Origin of the sequence: Microbacterium sp. 2FI, from assembly GCF_005502885.1 — a bacterium.
Classification (GTDB): Bacteria; Actinomycetota; Actinomycetes; order Actinomycetales; family Microbacteriaceae; genus Microbacterium.
Genome location: NZ_SCMR01000025.1, coordinates 1 through 20,232 on the forward strand (window position 1 = coordinate 1; position 20,232 = coordinate 20,232).

Genomic DNA, 20,232 nt, shown 5'->3' on the forward strand with positions numbered 1-20,232 from the left:
TCCCCGCGCCGATCGACCCCGCCGTGAAGCGATAGGTCGATGCCTGCGCGGCATGGCCCTCCGCGAATCGCGCGCGCAGGCATCGACCTATCGCTTCACGGCGGGGTCGATCGGCGCGGGGATGACCGAGGGCGAGACGGCGGATTCGATCCGCGCCTTCCTCGGCGGTCTGTCGCTCACCGGCATCCCGCAGCCGTTGGAGTACCTCATCGAGAGCACCGCGGCGCGCCACGGACTCGTGCGCGTGCGCGCCGACGACGCGTCCGGCCGCACCCGCGTCGACAGCCGCGACCCGGCCCTCCTCGACGCGATCGCCGTCGATCAGGCGCTCCGCTCTCTCGGGCTCGTGCGCGACGGCAGCGCTCTCGTATCGCGGGTCGTGCGCGATGCGGTCTACTGGTCGCTTGCCGACGCGCGGTATCCGGTGGTCGCACTCGACGCCCTCGGCACCGCCGAACCGCTGCACCGCCGAGCAGCGGGCGCCGCCCCGGTCGATTCCGACGTCCTCACCGCCGCGTACGCGCGCCTGGTCGCCGTGCTCCGCGCCGGACACGGCACCGAGGGTGAGGAGGGCTGGCTCGATCGCGAACTCGAACTCGCGGTGCGCGCTCGCGCCGAGATCGTCGTGGTCGTGCGCATGCCCGACGGCGGCGAGCGCGCCTTCACCCTCGAGGCGTCGGGTCTGGGCGGTGGGCGCCTGCGCGGCCGGGATCGCGCGGCCGACATCGAGCGGACGCTCCCCGTGTCGAGCATCGTGAGCGTCCGGGCCCCCTGATCCGCGCCTGGCGCGCCCGCTCCGCACCGCCTCCCCGGTAGACTCGAACGTTATGGCTGACGGACCCCTCATCGTGCAGAGCGATCGGACGGTGCTGCTCGAAGTGGCGCATCCCGATGCCGAGAGCGCGCGGCACGAGCTCGCCATCTTCGCCGAGCTCGAACGCGCACCCGAGCACATCCACACGTACCGCATCACCCGCCTCGGACTCTGGAATGCGCGGGCCGCCGGTCACGACGCCGAGGACATGCTGTCGACCCTCGAGCGCTGGACCCGGTTCCCGGTGCCCCCGTCGGTGTCGATCGACATCCGCGAGACCGTCGGGCGCTATGGGCGCCTCGTCATCGAGCGCGCAGACGTCGCGGGCGACGGCGAGCAGGTGCTCGTGCTGCGATCGACGGATGCCGCCGTGCTCACCGAGGTGTCCAAGAACAAGCGCATCCAGCCGCTGCTGATCGGCCACCCCGCCGCCGACACCTATGTCGTCGACGCGTGGGCCCGCGGGCACATCAAGCAGGAGCTGCTGAAGATCGGCTGGCCAGCCGAGGATCTCGCCGGCTATACGCCGGGCACCCCGCATCCGATCGATCTCGCCGAAGGCGACTGGCATCTGCGCCCGTACCAGCGCCAGGCGGTGGACATCTTCACCGACGGCGGCTCGGGAGTCGTCGTGCTCCCCTGCGGCGCCGGCAAGACACTCGTCGGCGCGGGTGCGATGGCCGAGACGAAGACGACGACCCTCATCCTCGTGACGAACACCGTGAGCGCCCGGCAGTGGCGCGACGAGCTGCTCAAGCGCACCTCGCTCACCCCCGAGGAGATCGGCGAGTACTCGGGCCAGGCCAAAGAGGTCAGGCCCGTCACGATCGCGACGTACCAGATCCTCACCGCCAAGCGGAAGGGACAGTACGCACACCTGGCGCTCCTCGACGCCCTCGACTGGGGCCTCATCGTGTACGACGAGGTGCACCTGCTGCCGGCGCCCGTGTTCAAGCTCACCGCCGATCTGCAGGCCCGCCGCCGGCTCGGCCTCACCGCCACGCTCGTGCGCGAGGACGGTCGCGAGGGCGACGTGTTCAGCCTCATCGGTCCCAAGCGCTTCGACGCGCCGTGGAAGGAGATCGAGGCCCAGGGCTTCATCTCTCCCGCGGTCTGCTACGAGGTGCGCGTCGATCTTCCCGCCGGCGATCGCCTCGAGTATGCGGCTGCCGCCGACGACGAGCGCTATCGCCTGGCCGCGACAGCACCCGCGAAGATCGGCGTCGTCCGGCGCCTGGTCGACCGGCACGCCGGCGAGCGGATCCTCGTGATCGGCCAGTACCTCGACCAGATCGATGTGCTCGCCGAGGCGCTCGGCGCGCCGAAGATCACCGGTGCAACGCCCGTCGACGAGCGCGAACAGCTCTACCAGGCCTTCCGCGTGGGCGAGATCTCGCTGCTGGTGGTCTCGAAGGTCGCGAACTTCTCGATCGACCTGCCCGAGGCCTCGGTCGCGATCCAGGTGTCGGGCTCGTTCGGCTCGCGCCAGGAAGAAGCCCAGCGCCTCGGGCGGCTCCTCCGCCCCAAGGAGTCCGGCAACACCGCCAGCTTCTACACGCTCATCGCCCGTGACACCGTCGACCAGGACTTCGCGCAGAACCGCCAGCGCTTCCTCGCCGAGCAGGGCTACGCCTACACGATCTTGGATGCCGACGGCATAGCCGCCTGACGCGCTCCTCGCCCCGGCATCCCACCTCCGTTGCGCGAGTGCACGGCTTACCCGCGAGTGCACGGCTTACCGGCGTCGTGAAGCCGTGCGCTCGGCGCCAAGTCGTGCACTCGGCCGTGCGCGAGAGGGCTTGTACTACAAAAGTAGTCTGCGTACACTACGTCAGTAGTAGCGCCTCCAGCGCCGAAGACCCGGGCGAAGGGTGAGATCCATGCCGACAGCACTTGTCACAGGAGCACGGCGCGGCATCGGGAGAGCGATCGCCGAAAGGCTCGCCGGTGCGGGCTGGACCGTCTTCGCAGGGGTTCGCGAAGAAGTCGGCCGGCAGCGCCCCACCGAAGCAGGGGGCCAGATCATTCCGATCCAGCTCGACATCACCGACCAGGCGCACCTCGACGCACTTGCCGACGTCCTGCCTGACCGACTCGAGGCCTTGATCAACAACGCCGCCTACGCCGTGCTCGGCCCCATCGAGGGGATCTCCATCGCAGATCTGCGGCGCCAGTTCGACGTCAACCTCGTCGGCCAGGTAGCCGTCACCCAAGCCGCGCTCCCGAAGCTGCGCAGCGCAGCGGGACGGATCGTCTTCATCTCCTCGACCGGCGGCCGGTCGGTCGTGCCCATGGAGGGCGCTTACTGCTCCTCGAAGTTCGCTGTGGAGGCGATCGCCGACGCTCTCCGGGTGGAGCTACGGCCGTGGAGCATTCCCGTCTCGGTCGTCGAGCCCGGCCCGACCGACACCGAAGCCTGGCGCGAGGTCGAGACGATGATCGATGACATGGAGGCGCGTCTGTCACCGCGCAACCACGACCTTTACGCGCTCCATGTCGCCGGACTGCGTCGCAACATCAGTCGTTTCGGGTCCGTCACGACACCGCCGGACGCCGTCGCCCGGACCGTCGAGCGCGCTCTCACGGCACGCCGCCCGCGGGCACGCTATCCCGTGGGAGGACCCGCGCACGCGATCATCGCCATGAACGCCCTGCTGCCGGCGCGGACCGGAGACGCCCTCGGCGCCCGAATCGCGGGCTTGACGTAGGACCCGCGGCGGCGCGGCGCTTGGCGCCGGTCAGCGCCTAGGGTCGAACCATGGCTTCAACGAGAGACCGCGCCCTCGACGCCGCGCTCGCGCTGGTCGGCGAGGAGGGCATCCGCTCCCTCACCCACGCCCGCGTCGACGAGCGAGCCGGACTCCCCAAGGGCTCGACGTCGAACTGGTTCCGCACGCGCGATGCGCTCGTCACGGGGCTCGTGGCGTGGATGGCCGAAAGCGAACGCGCCGACATGGCGGGCGGCGACGCGCCGGCGATCGAGACCCCCGAGCAGTTCATCGACGCGCTCAGCGCCCTGATCGCCGTGCAGACCGGACCCTTCGCGACGCGCACGCGAGCCCGCTACGCGCTCTTCCTCGAGGGATCGCACTCCCCCGAGCTCCTCGCCCCGCTGCTTCAGCAGCGTGCGATCTACGTCGAGTGGACGACAGCGCTCCTGGCGGGCATCGGCGTGCCGTCACCCGCAGCTGCGGTGCGCACCCTGATGGCCGCCGGCGACGGGCTGGTGCTTCACCGCGTGACCATCGATCCAGAGGCCGAAATCCGCCCCGTGATCGATCGCGTCGTACGCGCCTGCCTCGACGACTGATCCGCCTCTCCGCGCGATATCCAGACACCGCATCGGTTCCATCGCCATAATGAACCCATGACTGCACCTCGCATCCTCGTCGTGGACGACGAGCCGAACATCCGCGACCTGCTCATCACGAGCCTCCGGTTCGCGGGTTTCCAGGTGAAGGCCGTCTCCAACGGCGCACAGACGATCTCGGCGGTCCTCGAAGAGGAACCCGACCTGATCATCCTCGACGTGATGCTGCCCGACATGAACGGGTTCAGTGTGACCAAGCGCCTCCGCGGCGCCGGGTACACCGCGCCGATCCTGTTCCTCACGGCGAAGGACGAGACCGAGGACAAGATCACCGGCCTCAACGCCGGCGGCGACGACTACGTCACGAAGCCGTTCAGCCTCGACGAGATCGTCGCCCGCATCCAGGCGATCCTGCGCCGAACGATGCAGGCCGACGAGGAGTCGATGATCCGCGCCGGCGAGCTGACGATGGACCAGGACACCCACGACGTCCTCGTCGGCGAGGTGAGCATCGACCTCAGTCCCACCGAGTTCAAGCTGCTGCGCTACCTCATGCTCAACCCGAATCGGGTGCTGTCGAAGGCGCAGATCCTCGACCACGTGTGGGAGTACGACTTCAACGGCGACGCGGGCATCGTCGAGAGCTACATCTCGTACCTCCGCCGCAAGATCGATCCGCACTCGTCCGAGCCGCTCATCCAGACCAAGCGCGGATTCGGGTACATGCTGAAGACCGGCAAGACCGCGTAGCCGCGGCCCGATCGAAGGGGTCGACCTGGCGCACAAGACGGACGCGATCACCCGGTGGTGGCGCGGGACGAGCCTGCGCGCCAAGGTCACCGGGGTGACTGTCGCGCTCCTGGTCATCGGCCTGCTCGCCGCCGGCATCGGAACACTGGCGTTCCTGCGCAACGCCCTGATCGCCAACCTCGACGCGCAGCTCGAGGCGCTCGCGCCGACCGATGTCGCCAGCAAGCTCATCGACATCGAGGTCGAGGGCGGCACCGTCAGCTTCCGCCAGACCCCCGACGCCCCCACGACGCAGTATCACGTGGCGATCTACGACTCGACGGGGGCCCTCCGCGCAAGCGCCGGCGGCGACGGCCAGAGCATTCCCGCCTTCCCCGACGAGTTCACTCTGCAGGAGACGGCGACCCAGGGCCTCACACCGTTCCCGATCCCGGCCGAGGACGGCGGCGTCTTCCACGCGAGCGTCGACTACTACGAGATCGACGGCGCGGGCGAGGGCTTCACCCAGATGGTCGCGCTCCCCCTCGCCTCGGTCAACACCGTCGTCGCGTCCTACATCGGCATCTACAGCATCCTTGCCCTCATCATCATCGTGGGCGGCGCGTTCCTCACGCGCCTGCTCGTGACACTCACCTTCCGCAGTCTCGGCCAGGTGGAATCCACCGCCGAGGCGATCGCCGCGGGCGACTTCAGCCAGCGCATGACCGACATCGAGCCGACGACGACCGAGGTCGGGCGTCTCAAGACCGCGATCAACGCGATGCTCGGTCGAGTGGATGCCGCCATCACGCAGCGCGATTCGACGGTGCGGCAGATGCGGCGGTTCATCGGCGACGCGAGCCACGAGCTGCGCACCCCGCTGGTCACCGTCCGCGGGTATGCCGAGCTCTACCGGATGGGCGCGATCAGCGGCGACGAGGACGTCGCACAGTCGATGGATCGCATCGAGAAGGAGGCGATCCGCATGGGTCTCCTCGTCGAGGATCTGCTCGCCCTCGCGCGGCTCGACGAGCGTCGCGACGTCGTCGTCGCCGCCGTGGATCTGCGCCCGGTCGCCCGCGATGCCGCACTCGATGTGCGCGCCGCCGCACCCATGCGCCCGGTGACCGTGATCGACACGACGCTCGGCACTCTCGGCATCCTTGACGCTCCGCCGACCCCCGGGTCCTCCGCCGAAGCCGAGGCCCAGCGACGCAGCCCTGCCGCCCCGTCGGCCATCGTCCGCGCCGGCGGCGCGACGCTCTCGCTGCTGCGCCGCAAGCCGCGCCCCGTACCGGCCGCGAAGGCGACCGGTGCGAAGGAGATGCCGACGGTCTCCCCGGTGCCTCCGCGTCCACCGATCGCCGATCGGGCGGGCGCTGCGCCTCCGATCGTGCTGGGCGACGAGAACCGCATTCGGCAGGTGGTGACGAACCTGCTCGGGAACGCCCGCCGCTTCACCGCCGACGACTCGCCGATCGAGTTGCGGGTCGGCGTCGAGCCGCTCACCCGCATGGGCTGGATCGAGGTGATCGACCACGGTGACGGCATCCCCGACCAGATCAAGGAGAAGATCTTCCAACGATTCTGGCGCGCAGACACCTCGCGCACGCGCGAGACCGGCGGAACCGGGCTCGGCCTCTCGATCGTCGCGTCGATCGTCGAGGCCCTGCACGGCGAAGTCGCCGTGCGCGATACCCCCGGCGGCGGTGCGACCTTCCGCGTCTCGTTCCCGCTGGCGCAGGGGGTCGATGCCGCCGACCACCTGCAGCTGGAGACCCAGCCGCTCGAGCGGCTCCCCCACCAGGGCTGAGCGTCCGAGCCTCCTCCCCAGCCTCACTCTCGCATTGCGCCCTCCACAGGAGGGTGGGATGCCGCCGCCCTCGTCGACGCGACGCCTAACGTGGCGGAATCAGCGGGTACGGCATCCGGCCCCTCGCATGTTCCCAAGGAGCCCCCATGGCCGTCTTCTCCGTCGACAGCGACGCCGTCCTGGCCAGTACCACCGCCGTCCGCGGCACGATCGAGCGGATCCAAGCTGAGACGAACGCGATGATGGCGCAGCTCACCCAGATGCAGTCCACGTGGACCGGATCGGCGTCGCTCGCCTTCCACGGCGTCGTCGATCAGTGGCGGGCGACTCAGCGCCAGGTCGAGGACTCGCTCGCCGGGATCAACGTCGCCCTCGGCGCTGCAGCCCGCCAGTACGCCGACGCGGAGCTCTCGACGACGAGCCTCTTCCGCTGAGGTCCGTGCCCCAACGACGAAGGGCCCCTCCCGGAGGAGGGGCCCTTCGTTTCAGCTATGCGCAGAGCAAGCAGGACTTCAGATCAGAAGTCCATGCCACCCGTCGGGTCGCCGCCGGCCGGAGCCGAAACGCGCTCGGGCTTCTCGGCGACGACGGCCTCGGTGGTGAGGAAGAGACCGGCGATCGAGGCTGCGTTCTGCAGCGCCGAGCGGGTGACCTTCACCGGGTCGTTGATGCCGGCAGCCAGCATGTCGACGTACTCGCCCGTGGCGGCGTTGAGGCCCTGACCCGCGGGGAGCTCGGCGACCTTGTTCGCCACGACGCCGGGCTCGAGGCCGGCGTTGAGGGCGATCTGCTTCAGCGGCGCCTCGATCGCGACGCGAACGATGTTCGCACCGGTCGCCTCGTCACCGGTCAGCTCGAGGGTGGCGAACACCTTCTTGCCGGCCTGGATGAGGGCCACGCCACCACCGGCGACGATGCCCTCTTCGACGGCGGCCTTCGCGTTGCGAACGGCGTCCTCGATGCGGTGCTTGCGCTCCTTGAGCTCGACCTCGGTCGCAGCGCCGGCCTTGATGACGGCGACGCCACCGGCGAGCTTCGCGAGGCGCTCCTGGAGCTTCTCGCGGTCGTAGTCGCTGTCGGTGTTCTCGATCTCGCGGCGGATCTGGGTCACACGACCCTCGATCAGCGATGCCTCGCCGGCACCCTCGACGATCGTGGTCTCATCCTTGGTGATGATGACCTTGCGCGCACGGCCGAGCAGGTCGAGGGTGGCGTTCTCGAGCTTGAGACCGACCTCCTCGGTGATGACCTGTCCACCCGTGAGGATCGCGATGTCCTGCAGCTGCGCCTTGCGGCGGTCGCCGAAGCCGGGAGCCTTGACGGCGGCCGACTTGAAGATGCCGCGGATCTTGTTGAGCACGAGAGTCGCAAGCGCCTCGCCCTCGACGTCCTCGGCGATGATGACGAGCTCCTTGCCGTCCTGGATCACCTTGTCGACGATCGGCAGAAGATCCTTGATGTTCGAGATCTTCTGGTTGGCGATCAGGATGTAGGCGTCCTCGAAGACGGCCTCCTGGCGCTCCGGGTCGGTGACGAAGTAGGGGTTGATGAAGCCCTTGTCGAAGCGCATGCCCTCGGTGAGCTCGAGCTCGGTGCCGAAGGTCTGCGACTCCTCGACGGTGACGACGCCCTCCTTGCCGACCTTGTCGATCGCCTCGGCGATCAGCGCGCCGATCTCGGGGTCGCCGGCGGAGATGGAAGCCGTGGCAGCGATCTCCTCCTTGGTCTCGACCTCCTTGGCGTCGGCCAGAAGCTGGGTCGTGATGGCCGCGACGGCCTTCTCGATGCCCTTCTTGAGCGAGATGGGGTCGGCGCCGGCTGCGACGTTGCGCAGACCCTCGCGCACGAGCGCCTGAGCGAGAACCGTGGCGGTGGTGGTGCCGTCACCCGCGACGTCGTCGGTCTTCTTGGCGACCTCCTTGACGAGCTCCGCGCCGATCTTCTCGTACGGGTCGTCGAGTTCGATCTCCTTGGCGATCGAGACGCCGTCGTTCGTGATCGTGGGGGCTCCCCACTTCTTCTCGAGAACGACGTTGCGACCGCGGGGGCCAAGGGTCACCTTGACGGCGTCAGCCAGGATGTTCAGGCCGCGCTCGAGACCACGACGGGCCTCCTCATCGAAAGCGATGATCTTTGCCATGTGTGTTTCGTCCTCCCAGGACGGGGCTTATGGATTAGCACTCAACGAACCGGAGTGCTAATCCATTCTGGCACTCGCCCCTACCGAGTGCAAGCCGCCGACACGCCGGATCGACTCACGGCGTCATGGCGCGCCCGAGCGCACACGGAAGACTGCTCCCGAGCGGGGCTCGGGATCAGACGACGCGCACAGCCTCCGCCTGCGGACCCTTCTGGCCCGATCCGACGGTGAACTCGACGGTCTGGCCCTCCTCGAGCACGCGGAAGCCCGACATGTCGATGTTCGAGTAGTGGACGAAGACGTCCTGGCCGTCAGCGACCGTGATGAAGCCGAAGCCCTTCTCGGCGTTGAACCACTTGACGGTGCCCTGGGTCATGCGAATCTCCTGTTGCTGGTGGGACAGGCTTCATCGTATTGACCGCCGAACCGCCGAAAGCGCCCGTACGGGAACTGTTGACACGCGTGCATCGAAGTGTTTACCGGCGTGAAACACCGGCACCTGTGCGGGGCTGTCAGGGGGTCGGCGCCGGGGTCTGGCCCGCCGCTGTGCGGTCGAGCCCGATGACCACCGTGAGCTGCTTGGCCGCGGGGTCGGCCGGCTGATACGCCTCACTCTGCTCGATGCGCGCGCCGCCGATCACGTCGGCGAGACCGGCAGCCGCCGGCGCGTCCGCAGCCGTGAGGTAGTACACCGTCGTCTCGGCGAAGTCCTCAGAACCTGCTTCGCTCGCCAGCACGTCGTCGCCCGACCAGCCGGCCGCGACCACGACGTCCTTCATCTGCGTCGCGAGGCCCTGCTCGGGGGTGGCGTTGAGGATCACCACCTCGTACGAGAAGTCGACCACCGGCGTCACTTGCGGAGCGGGTGCCACGCTCTCGCTCGGCTCGGGGAACAGGTTGATGCGGCCCGATGCCAAGAGCGTGCCGAAGATGCCGACGGCGACGAGGACGATGGTCGCCAGAAGCGCCCACAGCAGCACGACCCACCCGCGCATGCGCGGGTTCTCGGCACGGTGCGCGCCGATCCGGTCGGCATCCGCGAGATCGTCGAAGCGATCCCGGGGGAAGGTCGAGTTCGGCACGAGACGATGCTACCGACCGTGAGAGCGCACGCCGTTCGCGCTGCGCGCCGTCATCGCGGCAGTCCGGCGGCGGTCACCGCGCGAGACGCGAGCCGGGCGTCACGCACCCGCCGGAGGCGCTTGACGAGCATCGGGTCGTGCTCCTGCGCCTCAGCGGTGTCGATCAGACGACCGAGCAGCTGATAGTAGCGAGCCGGCGAAAGCGCCAGTTCCGCGCGGATCGCCTCCTCCTTCGCCCCGGCGTGCCGCTGCCATTGCGCTTCGAAGTCGAGGATCGCGCGGTCGCGTTCGTCAAAGGGCACGCCTTCACGCTAACCCCGCGCGACCGCCCTGCCCGCGCGCCACTCCACGAATGCGCCCAGCGGGTCGACCGACGCCAGCGGGGCGGTGTCCCGACCGAGCACGAAGCCGCCCCACGTCTCCGCATCCACCGGCGGATCCCACGCCGCATGGAGACCCGGCGGGTCGATCGTGATCCACACCGCGTCGAGCTCGCGCAGCGCCTCGAGCAGTCGCTCGCGGCCTGCTCGCGGGATGTGCGGGAGGACACCGGGCGTCGTCACGACCAGCGTCGCTCCGGCCGGTGCGAGCGAAGCCGCAGCCTGTAGAACATCGGGGTCGGACGCGTCGCCCGCGATCAGCAGCGGCGGATCGGCCGCGGCGATGTCGAGCGCCGCGGCGATGCGCTCGGCCCGACCGCGTTCGCCCGGCCATACCAGCGCGGTGAGGAAGTCCCGGTCACCGGCCTCCGACGCGTCCAAGGGCGTGAGATCGATCCCCGCGCGCCAGACGACCGCGGGCATGCGCAGCGGCGGATCGCCCGTCACCCGGCACTCGAGCACCACGCGCGACACCCCGTCGGCGGGGTCGAGCGCGATGCCCCCGTAGCGGTACGAGTAGCGGTCGGGGTAGAGGCACAGCCCGGCACTCGCCCCGAGTTCGAGGAGGGCGATCGGGCCCTCGACGGTGCTGAGCGCGGGAAGGAGCGCCGCGCACCGCTGCGGCTCGTTCGTCTGCAGCGACCGACGCGACGCCTCGTCGACCACCGCTTCGGCGTGGGCCGCGACCCACGCCGCCCACTCCCGGTAGGGCGCCTCGGGTGCCCCCAGCAGACGTGTCACGGCGAACACGAGGGGCGGCTGCCGCCGGGTCGCGGGGATGCGGGCGAGGAGGCGCACGAGCTCGTCATCCGCAGCGACACCGGCCGCCCACTGCGCATAGAGCTCGGAGCGCCCCGGCGCCTCCTCGCGGGCGAAGCGCCCGTAGCGCAGCGCGACGCGGGCCTCGGCATCCGATCTCACCGACCCATTCTCGTGGCGAACACCCAGCGACCGCGAGACCTGGCGTGTCGCACTGGGGTTGAATGGTGGAGGACCGATCCGCCCGAGGAGGAACCATGACCTACGCCGTGGACAAGAGCGATGAGCAGTGGCGTGCCGAGCTCACCCCTGCCGAATACGCCGTGCTTCGTGAAGCCGGCACCGAGCGGCCGTGGACGGGCCAGCTGCTCGATGAGAGCCGAGCCGGGCTGTACGCGTGCGCCGCATGCGGCGCCGAGCTGTTCCAGAGCGGCACGAAGTTCGACTCGCACTGCGGGTGGCCGAGCTTCTACGAGTCGGTCCGGCCCGACGCCGTGGAGCTGATCGACGACAGCAGCCACGGCATGGTGCGCACCGAGGTGCGCTGCGCGAACTGCGGCTCGCACCTGGGGCATGTCTTCCCCGACGGCTTCGGCACCCCGACCGGCGACCGGTACTGCATGAACTCGATCTCGCTGAGCTTCACGCCCGAAGAGACCTCGTGACCGGCGCCCTCGATGCGGTGCGCGCGCGCCGCTCGTGGTCGAAGGTCACCGATGAGGCCCCGACCCACGCGGAGCTGCTCACGCTCGTGTCGGCAGCGGGCCGCGTCGCCGACCACTCGTCGCTGCGGCCGTGGCGCCTGATCGAGCTGCGCGGGAGCGACCGTGACGTGCTCGGCCGTGCGATCGGCAAGGCCGAAGGCGACAAGGGCGCCTCTTCGAAACCGCTGCGCGCCCCGCTGCTGATCGCTGTCGTCGCCAGCTACCGCAAGAGCGACAAGGTGCCGCGGTGGGAGCAGGAGGCCGTGGCGTCCGGCGTGGCGCACGTGCTGAGCCTGCTGCTGGACGAAGCCGGATGGGGCGTCATCTGGCGAACCGGCGGTTACACCCGGGCGAAGGCCGTCGCGAAGGCGCACGGCCTCGCGAAGAACGAGGAGCTGCTCGGCTGGCTCTACGTCGGGGGCAAGCCGCCTCGTTCGCGCCTCGGACGACGCAAGGGCGTCGAGGCTCGCAAGCACGTGTCCCGGATGCCGAGCCCCACCTCGAAGAAAGGCTGACGACTCAGGCTGCCCGGCGCCGCCGCCACGGCACCGCCGCGACGAACACCGAGGCCAGCGCGACGGCGACCATCGTCGCCTCCTGCGCGAGTCCGGGACCCGCGGGCGCCGGCCACAGGGCGTCGAGGGCGACCGAGGTCAGCAGCTGACCGACCACCGCACCGAGGCCGAGCAGCAGCACGCCCGTGTACTGCACGATCGCCGCCGACAAGAAGATGTAGACGACCCCGATCGCTCCGCCGGTGTAGAGCCACGCTTCGAGGGGGAACGGCTCGGGAGCGCCCGCGAACGCGACACTCACGCCGGCGGCGATCACCAGCAGCACCGTGCCGCCGATGAAGTTCACGAGGGTCGCCGTCAGTGGCGTCCCCACCCGCTGGCGCAGCCGCCCGTTCGTGGCCTGCTGCCACGCGATACCGGAGCCCGCGAGCACGGGGAGCACCAGCATCCACCAGGCGACGCCGCTCACTCCCCCGCCCGCGACCCCGAGCGCGACGGCGACGAGCACCATCGCGCCACCGATCAGCCGCGGGACCGTCACCGCCACGATGCCGGCCGGCCCGTACCCGATGCGATCCAGCACCAGGGCGTTGATCGTCTGGCCGGCGACGACGCCGACCGTGAACAGCGAGACGCCGATGAGCCCGACCGCGAGACCCTGGGTCGCCACCGTGAGGGCGCCGGCGGCGCCGCCGGCCAGCATCCACCACGGGATCGACCGCGTGCGCATGCCGTCCACGAGTCGGGCGAAGCCCGACCGTCCGGCGGGGAGCAGGGTCGAGAGAATTACCAGGATCACCAGGCCCGAGCCGAACGACACCGCCGCCGCGACGAAGCCGTCGTCGAGCCGGACGCCCAGCTGGCCGTTCACGCGGGCCTGCAGCGCGGTGAGGAGCCCGATCAGCACGGCGACGGCAAGCGCCAGCCACGTCGGAACGCGCGGGGGTGAGGTGTCGTTCATCGACGGATCGTGCCGCTCATCGAGCCGACGACGGGACTTGAACCCGTAACCGCCCGATTACAAGTCGGGTGCGCTACCAATTGCGCCACGTCGGCAGATCGCCCAGTCTACCGGCGCACACCGCGCCCGCTGGGACTACGGCGTGGGCGTCGGCGACGGGGTCGGCGACTCTTCGTAGTATGCGTCGCTCGCGATGGTGAGCACGAACTGCGCGAACTCCTGCGGGTCATCGAGCGCGCCGACGTACGGGGTGCCGTTGACGAGGACCATCGGGGTGCCGGTCAGGGCGACGCCGTCCGTGTCGGGCAGTCCGTCCAGCGCCCGATCGGTCGCGGTCTTCGCCCAGCTCGCGAACGCCTGGTCTTCGATGCACGCGCGCACGACCTTGGGCGAGGCGGATCCCGATGCGATGGCGAGAGCCGCGAGCTCGGAGTCGGTGAGACCATCCGAGTCGACGGCCGGCTGCTCGCGCAGGAGCGCGTCGTTGAAGGCGAAGAACGAGTCGGGCGAGTGCGTGGCGACGCAGGCGGCCGCGCTCGCGGCACGCAGCGAGTACTTGGTTCCGTTCGACTTCGCGGTGAGCATCGCGACCGGGTAGTACGTGAGCGTCGCGGCGTCTTCGCTCACCCACTGCGAGAGCTGCTGCACGTTCGAGAGCTGGAAGTCGCGAGAACCGGCCGAGAGGTAGTCCACATACACGCGGATGTCGACGGCGGGCTGCTCGGTCGGAGTCGCCTCCGGCGTCGGCTCGGCTTCGGGAGTCGCGACGGGCGTCTCGGTGCCCTCGACGGTGCCGTCGGGTGCGGGCTCGTCGCCGGCGAGCGCGATCCCGGTCACGGCGTTGACGACGAATCCGTCATCGGTGACGTTGTCGGGGTTCAGGAGCGGCTTGGATGCCGAGGATGAGACGGCCCACGTCACCACGACGGCGGCGACGGCGACCACGGCGACCACGGCGGTCGCGAACGCGGCGGTGCGGATCGCGCGCTGACGCGACTGCTGCGCCTTCACCTGCAGCGCCTTCTCGCGCACGGCATCACGCCGCTCGCTCGCAGCAGGAGCGTTCTGTGACTCGTCGCTCGACATGAAACCTCTCGGGGCGGACGGGGGCCGGAGCCGGATTGCGGCTTCGGGCGATCAGTGGCCTTCGGGAAAGCGGTGGGCCCTCCGGGGAAAGCGGCCGATGACGATGCTAGCCAGCCACCCTGGGAAATGCCCAGACAGAGGCTCCGCGTGGGCCGTGTCATACTGGGAGGTGCGCCCGATGGCGGGCGTGCGGGTTTGCCCCCGCTCATTCCATCACTACGGATCGTCCGGCACGTACCTGCCGGTGAAGGAGAAGAGAACATGGCGTCCGTCACGTTTGACAACGCAACTCGTCTGTACCCCGGGGGCACGCGTGCCGCCGTCGACAAGCTGAACCTCGAGGTCGCCGACGGCGAGTTCCTGGTTCTGGTCGGTCCCTCCGGCTGCGGAAAGTCCACCTCGCTGCGCATGCTGGCCGGCCTCGAAGAGGTCAACTCGGGCCGCATCCTCATCGGCGACCGTGACGTCACCGACGTCCCGCCCAAGGACCGCGACATCGCGATGGTGTTCCAGAACTACGCGCTCTACCCGCACATGACCGTCGCCGAGAACATGGGCTTCGCGCTCAAGATCGCCGGTGTCGGCAAGGAGGAGCGCGCCGCACGCGTCCTCGAAGCGGCCAAGCTCCTCGACCTCGAGGAGTACCTCACCCGCAAGCCGAAGGCGCTGTCGGGCGGTCAGCGTCAGCGTGTCGCCATGGGCCGCGCGATCGTGCGCCAGCCCCAGGTGTTCCTCATGGACGAGCCGCTGTCGAACCTCGACGCCAAGCTCCGCGTCCAGACCCGCACGCAGATCGCATCGCTGCAGCGTCGCCTCGGCGTCACCACGGTCTACGTCACCCACGACCAGACCGAGGCCCTCACCATGGGCGACCGGATCGCCGTGCTCAAGGACGGTCTGCTCCAGCAGGTCGGAACCCCGCGTGACCTGTACGAGAAGCCGAACAACGTGTTCGTCGCCGGCTTCATCGGCTCGCCGGCCATGAACCTGTTCCCGGCGGCACTCGCCGAGGGCGGCGTTCAGTTCGGCACCGAGGTCGTGCCGCTCGACCGCGACACCGTCGGCCGTGCGCACGGCAGCGAGGTCACGATCGGCGTCCGCCCCGAAGACATCGTGGTGGGCCCGGCCGACGGCAAGGGCCTGTCGGTCGTCGTCGACCTCGTCGAAGAGCTCGGCGCCGACGGCTACCTCTACGGCCACACCGACATCAACGGCAAGCGCACCGACATCGTGGCGCGCGTCGACGGTCGCAACCACCCGCACGCGGGCGACACCGTCACCCTGGCGGCGACCGCGGGCCACGTGCACGCGTTCGACATCGAGTCGGGCGAGCGTCTCAACGACGCTCCGGTCGTCTCGGGCGCCTGAGAATCCCTGCTGCGGCGCGGGTGGGTCATCGACCCCCCGCGCCGCAGTGCTTTCCCCATCGCTCGTTCGGAGAACGATGACTGAAGCGCTCAGCATCACCGCCAGCTCGGTCGACCCGGGGCTGCTGACCCTCCCGTGGTCGACGCCTCTCGCCGACTGGCCGACGAATCACATCGTCTTCCTCCCCAAAGGCATCTCCCGTCACCTGGTGCGCTTCGCGAATCTGTCGGGCCGCGTGGTCGCGATCAAGGAGACGACCGCCGAGATGGCGCGGCGCGAGTACGACATGCTCGGCAACCTCGATCGTCTGGATGCCCCGTGCGTCGATCGCGTGGCGGTCATCGCGGGGCGACGGGATTCAGCGGGCGACCCGCTTCCGGCGGCACTGGTGACCGCGCACCTGAAGTTCTCGCTCCCCTATCGGGCCCTGTTCACCCAGGTGCTGCGGCCCGACACCGCGACGCGCCTCGTCGATGCCCTGGCTGCCCTGCTCGTGCGCCTGCACAACGTGGGCTTCTTCTGGGGCGACGTGTCACTGTCGAACACGCTCTTCCGGCGAGACGCCGGCGCCTTCGCGGCCTACCTCGTCGACGCCGAGACGGGCGAGCTCCACGAGAGCGGGCTCACTCCGGGTCAGCGCGCCCACGACCTCGACGTCGCACGCACCAACATCGCGGGCGAGATCATGGATCTCGAGGCCGGCGGACGCCTCGAGGGCGGCGTCGACGCGCTCGCCATCGCCGACGGGATCGTGTCGTCGTACCACGCGCTGTGGGCCGCACTCACCGACAAGGAGACCATCCGCGCCGACGAGGCGTGGCGTCTCACCGAGCGCGTGCAGCGGCTCAACGACCTCGGTTTCGACATCGGCGAGATGTCGATCCAGGCGATGGCAGACGGCACGAAGGTCTCGATCCAGCCGAAGGTGGTGGATGCGGGGCACCACCAGCGCCGGCTCATCCGGCTCACCGGCCTCGACGTCGAGGAGAATCAGGCCCGCCGCCTTCTCAACGATCTCGACGAGTTCCGGGTGCGGGTGTCACGCCTCGGATCGGACGAGGAGATGGTCGCCCACGAGTGGCTGACCCGGGTGTTCGAGCCGGTCGTGAAGGCGATCCCGTGGGATCTCCGCGCCAAGCTCGAGCCCGCCGAGGTCTTCCATCAGGTTCTCGAGCACCGGTGGTACATGTCGCAGGCGCGCGGACGCTCGGTGCCGCTCGCCGAAGTGCTCACGAGCTACATCGACGACGTGCTGCGCCATCGCCGTGACGAGGCGACCCTGATGGGTCCCCCCACCGAGACGATGTCGCTGCCGGTCGTCACCGCGAACATCCCCCTCGCGTCCGACGAGGACGACGACATCGACTGGCGCGACCTCGTCTGAGGCCGAACCGGTTCTCGGCGTCGGGTCAGTACCCGACGGTGAAGCGCTCGCGCGTGTGCTTCGGGTTCTCGATCTCGTCGAGGACGGCGACGGCGAGGTCGGGTCCCGAGATGTTCGACTCTCCGTCGGCGTCGGTGACGAGAACGTCACCGCCGTCGCGGTACACGCCGGTGCGCTCCCCCGCGTTCCACGGGCCGAAGCCGCCTGCGGGGTGCACGTAGAACCAGTCGCGACCACGATCCTCGGCCTGCAGATCCTCGAGGATCCCGATCGCCTCGAGGGCCTCGGGCTTGTACTCCTCGGTGAACGACGGCTGGTCGACCAGGCGCTCGCCGCCCGGCGCGACGAGGCTGCCGCCGGCGCCGCCGATGACGCCGACGCGAACGTCTGCCGGAAGCTCGATCACGAGCTGCGCCACATTCGGGCGGACGTTGCCCACCATCTCGCCGCGTGCCGGCACGGATGCGATCACGACCTCGACGCCCTCGAGGCGTGCCACGAGGTCGGACGGCGTCAGGAGCGATCCGACGAGGTAGGTCGCACCCTCGACGCGCTCGTTCGGGAGCCGGCGCCCCACTGAGACCACCGTGTGTCCGCGGCTCACCGCCTCGGCGACGATGTTGCGTCCTGCGTAGCCGTTTCCGCCGATGACCGCGATGCGTGACATGCTCTCCCTTTCGATGCTGACTGATGGATCAATCGCCCGGCGCGGGCGTTCATTCCCGCGACGTCAGGATCGCTTCGCCGCCCGGGTCGTGGAGACCTGGTACAGCGCGACGGATGCCGCGATCCCCGCGTTCAGCGACTCGGCGCCCGTGATCGGAATCGACACCACCTGGTCGCACGTCTCGGTGACCAGGCGCGAGAGCCCCTTGCCCTCGGAGCCCACGACGATGATGACGGGCCGGTCGGCCAGCTCGAGCTCGGGAAGCGCGACGTCACCGTCTCCGGCGAGGCCGAGGACGAAGACGCCCTGCTTCTTGAAGTCCTTCAGCAGCGACGTGAGGTTGGCCGCGATCGCCACCGGCACGCGTGCCGCAGCTCCTGCACTCGTCTTCCAGGCCGCCGAGTTGACGCTCGCGGAGCGGCGCTGGGGCAGGATGATGCCCTGCCCGCCGAAGGCCGCGGTGGAGCGGATGATGGCGCCGAGGTTGCGCGGATCCGTGACGCCGTCCAGCGCCACCAGGAGCGGCGTCTGACCGGCGTCGATGATCTTCTCGAGGAGATCCTGCGGGTGGGCGTACTCGTACGGGGGAACCTTGAGCGCGACTCCCTGGTGCACGCCGTCGAAGCCCGCCATGCGGTCGAGTTCGGGGCGCGTCACCTCGAGCACCGGGATGCCGCGATGCGTCGCGATCGACAGCATCTCCTTCACGCGGTCGTCCATCTCGACCCGCTGGGCGATGTAGAACGCCGACGCGGGGATCTTCGCCCGCAGCGCCTCGAGCACCGAGTTGCGCCCGGTGACCGTCTCGGTGTCGTCCTCCTTCTTGACGGCCCCCGACGAGCGCTGACCGGGCTGGCCCGGCTTGCCCTTGCCACCCGCCGCCGAGTAGCGCTCGGCCGCGGCCTTGCGCTTGCCGGCGGGGTGCCAGGCGCGATCCTCGGCCTTGGGCGTCGGGCCGCGCCCTTCGAGCGAGCGCTTGTTCTTGCCGCCGGTGCCCTTGGTCGGGCCCTTCTTGTTGCCCTTGCTGGCGCCGGGGCGTCCGTGCTTAGCCATCGATACTCCAATGTGTTCCGTCTGCGCTGTCTTCCAGCGTGATTCCCGCGGCGGCGATCGCCTCGCGGATGCGGTCTGCTGCCGCCCAGTCTTTTGCCGTACGCGCGTCTGCGCGCTGCGCGATCATGGTCTGCACGAGCGCGTCGAGAGCGGATGCCTCAGCCGAAGCACCCGCACGCGCCCACTGCGTGTCGAGGGGGTCGAGGCCCAGGATCCCCGTCATCTCGCGCACCTGCCACGCCGCCTCGTGCGCGGCGTCGAGGTCGCCGGCGTCGAGAGCGGTGTTGCCCACCCGTACCATCTCGTGGACGACGGCGAGCGCCTGCGGCACACCGAGGTCGTCGTCCATCGCGGCGGCGAAGGACGCGGGCAGGGGCTCGTACGGCGCGACAGCCTCAGTGTCGGTCGCCGCAGGAGGATCGGCGCGCCACTCGAACGGGCTGGGCGTGCGCTGCACGCGCTCGAGGAATGTGCGTATGCGCGAGACCGCAGCATCCGCCTCCTCGAAGCCCTTGCTCGAGACGTCGAGGCTCGACCGGTAGTGGGCCGCGGCGAGCGCGTACCGGATGACGAGCGGATCGACCTCCGCGAGCGCGTCGGAGGCGAGCACGAAGTTGAACAGCGACTTCGACATCTTCTGGCCTTCGACCGTGACGAGGCCGTTGTGCACCCAGAACCGCGCGAACGGATCGCCCGCAGCGGTCGACTGCGCGAGCTCGTTCTCGTGGTGCGGGAAGCGCAGGTCGAGCCCGCCGCCGTGGATGTCGAACTCGGCGCCGAGGTAGCGACGCGCCATGGCCGAGCACTCGATGTGCCAGCCCGGGCGTCCCGCTCCCCATGGGGCGTCCCACGCGGCACTCGTCGGTTCGTCCGGCTTCGCGCCCTTCCAGAGGGCGAAATCGCGCGGATCCCGCTTGCCGCGGGGATCGGCGTCGGCGGCCGGCTCCATCGCGTCGAGCGACTGGTTGGTGAGCGTCCCGTACACGGGCCACGAGCGCACATCGAAGTAGACGTCGCCCGGTGCGGCGTCCCCGGCCGGGTATGCGTGCCCGGCTTCGATGAGGTGCTCGATGAGCGCGATCATCTGCGGGATCGACGCGGTGGCGCGCGGTTCGTAGGTCGGGGGAAGGATGCCGATGGCCGTGTACGCGCGCGTGAACTCGAGTTCCATGCGGTACGCCAGCGCCCACCAGGGCTCGTCGTCGGTGGCGTTCGCGAGCACCTTGTCGTCGATGTCGGTGACGTTGCGCACGAAGGTCACACGACCGTGGCGGTGGGCGAGCCACCGGCGCAGGATGTCGAAGCTCAGCGCGCCCCGCAGGTGGCCGATGTGCGGGCCGGACTGCACCGTCGGGCCGCAGACGTAGATCGTGACGTTCTCGGGGTCGACGGGTGCGAAGTCGCGCAAGGCCTGCGCCTTGGTGTCGTAGAGCTGTACCGTCACCGCACCAGCCTACCGGCGGGCAC

The 20,232-nt window shown here is 69.7% G+C and carries 21 protein-coding genes and 1 tRNA gene; 11 read left to right on the forward strand and 11 right to left on the reverse strand.

All coding sequences use genetic code 11. From position 1 onward, the window contains the following. The 7 genes from FFS15_RS16120 to FFS15_RS16150 form a co-directional block, all read left to right on the forward strand. Positions 1-775, forward strand: a 775-nt coding sequence (locus tag FFS15_RS16120) for a helicase-associated domain-containing protein (protein WP_171013240.1), incomplete at its 5' end; no start/stop codon positions are given. 52 nt (positions 776-827) lie between these two features. Beyond that, positions 828-2,483: a DNA repair helicase XPB gene (locus FFS15_RS16125; protein WP_137846071.1), complete on the forward strand. Its 1,656-nt coding sequence runs from the start codon at positions 828-830 to the stop codon at positions 2,481-2,483. Positions 2,484-2,694: 211 nt separating this feature from the next. Next, the gene (locus tag FFS15_RS16130) at positions 2,695-3,522 is read left to right on the forward strand and encodes an SDR family oxidoreductase (protein ID WP_137846072.1); all 828 of its coding nucleotides are present in this window, start codon (positions 2,695-2,697) and stop codon (positions 3,520-3,522) included. A 50-nt stretch (positions 3,523-3,572) separates the two neighbouring features. Next, a complete protein-coding gene (locus FFS15_RS16135) occupies positions 3,573-4,124 on the forward strand; it encodes a TetR family transcriptional regulator (RefSeq protein ID WP_137846073.1) in 552 nt (183 codons plus the stop codon). A gap of 57 nt (positions 4,125-4,181) precedes the next feature. Further along, complete coding sequence (locus FFS15_RS16140) at positions 4,182-4,874, forward strand: response regulator transcription factor (protein WP_137846074.1); 693 nt, start codon at positions 4,182-4,184, stop codon at positions 4,872-4,874. Positions 4,875-4,968: 94 nt separating this feature from the next. Then, a complete protein-coding gene (locus FFS15_RS16145; protein ID WP_137846075.1) occupies positions 4,969-6,666 on the forward strand; it encodes a HAMP domain-containing sensor histidine kinase in 1,698 nt (565 codons plus the stop codon). A 146-nt stretch (positions 6,667-6,812) separates the two neighbouring features. Continuing rightward, positions 6,813-7,100, forward strand: a complete 288-nt coding sequence (locus FFS15_RS16150) for a WXG100 family type VII secretion target (protein ID WP_137846076.1) — start codon at positions 6,813-6,815, stop codon at positions 7,098-7,100. An 83-nt stretch (positions 7,101-7,183) separates the two neighbouring features. Here FFS15_RS16150 and groL read toward each other — a convergent pair whose 3' ends face one another. From groL to FFS15_RS16175, 5 genes are all read right to left on the reverse strand, one after another. Further along, positions 7,184-8,806 carry a chaperonin GroEL gene (gene groL / locus FFS15_RS16155; protein ID WP_137846077.1) on the reverse strand — a complete coding sequence of 541 codons (1,623 nt, stop codon included), beginning with the start codon at positions 8,804-8,806 and terminating at the stop codon, positions 7,184-7,186. Positions 8,807-8,981: 175 nt separating this feature from the next. Then, entirely contained in the window at positions 8,982-9,182 is a 201-nt protein-coding gene (locus FFS15_RS16160) for a cold-shock protein (RefSeq protein ID WP_091488690.1), read from the reverse strand. A 136-nt stretch (positions 9,183-9,318) separates the two neighbouring features. Continuing rightward, positions 9,319-9,888 (reverse strand): LytR C-terminal domain-containing protein, encoded by a 570-nt coding sequence (locus FFS15_RS16165; RefSeq protein ID WP_137846078.1) that lies wholly within the window; start codon positions 9,886-9,888, stop codon positions 9,319-9,321. Positions 9,889-9,938: 50 nt separating this feature from the next. Continuing rightward, complete coding sequence (locus FFS15_RS16170; RefSeq protein WP_137846079.1) at positions 9,939-10,190, reverse strand: DUF3263 domain-containing protein; 252 nt, start codon at positions 10,188-10,190, stop codon at positions 9,939-9,941. A gap of 9 nt (positions 10,191-10,199) precedes the next feature. Further along, a complete protein-coding gene (locus FFS15_RS16175) occupies positions 10,200-11,189 on the reverse strand; it encodes a DUF2332 domain-containing protein (protein ID WP_137846080.1) in 990 nt (329 codons plus the stop codon). 95 nt (positions 11,190-11,284) lie between these two features. Here FFS15_RS16175 and msrB point away from each other — a divergent pair, with 95 nt between their 5' ends. Further along, the gene (gene msrB, locus FFS15_RS16180; protein ID WP_137846081.1) at positions 11,285-11,692 is read left to right on the forward strand and encodes a peptide-methionine (R)-S-oxide reductase MsrB; all 408 of its coding nucleotides are present in this window, start codon (positions 11,285-11,287) and stop codon (positions 11,690-11,692) included. After that, a complete protein-coding gene (locus tag FFS15_RS16185; RefSeq protein ID WP_137846082.1) occupies positions 11,689-12,246 on the forward strand; it encodes a nitroreductase family protein in 558 nt (185 codons plus the stop codon). Before msrB ends, FFS15_RS16185 begins: the two co-directional genes overlap by 4 nt. Before the next feature lie 4 nt (positions 12,247-12,250). On the opposite strand, the gene FFS15_RS16190 is transcribed toward FFS15_RS16185, so the two are convergent. From FFS15_RS16190 to FFS15_RS16200, 3 genes are all read right to left on the reverse strand, one after another. After that, positions 12,251-13,207, reverse strand: coding sequence for a DMT family transporter (locus tag FFS15_RS16190; RefSeq protein WP_137846083.1), 957 nt, complete (start codon positions 13,205-13,207; stop codon positions 12,251-12,253). A gap of 22 nt (positions 13,208-13,229) precedes the next feature. Continuing rightward, a tRNA-Thr gene (locus FFS15_RS16195) sits at positions 13,230-13,302 on the reverse strand. 40 nt (positions 13,303-13,342) lie between these two features. After that, on the reverse strand, positions 13,343-14,293 hold the full coding sequence (locus FFS15_RS16200) for a thioredoxin domain-containing protein (protein WP_137846084.1): 951 nt from the start codon (positions 14,291-14,293) through the stop codon (positions 13,343-13,345). 261 nt (positions 14,294-14,554) lie between these two features. On the opposite strand from FFS15_RS16200, the gene ugpC reads away from it, so the two are divergent. After that, a complete protein-coding gene (ugpC, locus tag FFS15_RS16205; RefSeq protein ID WP_137846085.1) occupies positions 14,555-15,661 on the forward strand; it encodes a sn-glycerol-3-phosphate ABC transporter ATP-binding protein UgpC in 1,107 nt (368 codons plus the stop codon). A 76-nt stretch (positions 15,662-15,737) separates the two neighbouring features. Continuing rightward, on the forward strand, positions 15,738-17,045 hold the full coding sequence (locus FFS15_RS16210; RefSeq protein WP_137846086.1) for a DUF4032 domain-containing protein: 1,308 nt from the start codon (positions 15,738-15,740) through the stop codon (positions 17,043-17,045). Between the two features lie 25 nt (positions 17,046-17,070). On the opposite strand, the gene FFS15_RS16215 is transcribed toward FFS15_RS16210, so the two are convergent. The 3 genes from FFS15_RS16215 to cysS all read right to left on the reverse strand — a co-directional run bounded on the left by FFS15_RS16215 (position 17,071) and on the right by cysS (position 20,209). Next, positions 17,071-17,712: an NAD(P)H-binding protein gene (locus tag FFS15_RS16215; RefSeq protein WP_137846087.1), complete on the reverse strand. Its 642-nt coding sequence runs from the start codon at positions 17,710-17,712 to the stop codon at positions 17,071-17,073. Positions 17,713-17,775: 63 nt separating this feature from the next. Continuing rightward, positions 17,776-18,765 carry a 23S rRNA (guanosine(2251)-2'-O)-methyltransferase RlmB gene (gene rlmB / locus FFS15_RS16220; RefSeq protein ID WP_137846088.1) on the reverse strand — a complete coding sequence of 330 codons (990 nt, stop codon included), beginning with the start codon at positions 18,763-18,765 and terminating at the stop codon, positions 17,776-17,778. Further along, on the reverse strand, positions 18,758-20,209 hold the full coding sequence (gene cysS / locus FFS15_RS16225) for a cysteine--tRNA ligase (protein ID WP_137846089.1): 1,452 nt from the start codon (positions 20,207-20,209) through the stop codon (positions 18,758-18,760). The genes rlmB and cysS overlap by 8 nt, the downstream gene beginning before the upstream one ends. Positions 20,210-20,232: the final 23 nt, after the last annotated feature.

Coding starts and splice junctions, on each gene's coding strand:
- FFS15_RS16125 (WP_137846071.1), top strand. CDS start 828: ATGGCTGACGGACCCCTCATCGTGCAGAGCGATCGGACGGTGCTGCTC.
- FFS15_RS16130 (WP_137846072.1), top strand. CDS start 2,695: ATGCCGACAGCACTTGTCACAGGAGCACGGCGCGGCATCGGGAGAGCG.
- FFS15_RS16135 (WP_137846073.1), top strand. CDS start 3,573: ATGGCTTCAACGAGAGACCGCGCCCTCGACGCCGCGCTCGCGCTGGTC.
- FFS15_RS16140 (WP_137846074.1), top strand. CDS start 4,182: ATGACTGCACCTCGCATCCTCGTCGTGGACGACGAGCCGAACATCCGC.
- FFS15_RS16150 (WP_137846076.1), top strand. CDS start 6,813: ATGGCCGTCTTCTCCGTCGACAGCGACGCCGTCCTGGCCAGTACCACC.
- groL (WP_137846077.1), bottom strand. CDS start 8,806: ATGGCAAAGATCATCGCTTTCGATGAGGAGGCCCGTCGTGGTCTCGAG.
- FFS15_RS16160 (WP_091488690.1), bottom strand. CDS start 9,182: ATGACCCAGGGCACCGTCAAGTGGTTCAACGCCGAGAAGGGCTTCGGC.
- msrB (WP_137846081.1), top strand. CDS start 11,285: ATGACCTACGCCGTGGACAAGAGCGATGAGCAGTGGCGTGCCGAGCTC.
- FFS15_RS16190 (WP_137846083.1), bottom strand. CDS start 13,207: ATGAACGACACCTCACCCCCGCGCGTTCCGACGTGGCTGGCGCTTGCC.
- FFS15_RS16200 (WP_137846084.1), bottom strand. CDS start 14,293: ATGTCGAGCGACGAGTCACAGAACGCTCCTGCTGCGAGCGAGCGGCGT.
- ugpC (WP_137846085.1), top strand. CDS start 14,555: ATGGCGTCCGTCACGTTTGACAACGCAACTCGTCTGTACCCCGGGGGC.
- FFS15_RS16210 (WP_137846086.1), top strand. CDS start 15,738: ATGACTGAAGCGCTCAGCATCACCGCCAGCTCGGTCGACCCGGGGCTG.
- FFS15_RS16215 (WP_137846087.1), bottom strand. CDS start 17,712: ATGTCACGCATCGCGGTCATCGGCGGAAACGGCTACGCAGGACGCAAC.
- rlmB (WP_137846088.1), bottom strand. CDS start 18,765: ATGGCTAAGCACGGACGCCCCGGCGCCAGCAAGGGCAACAAGAAGGGC.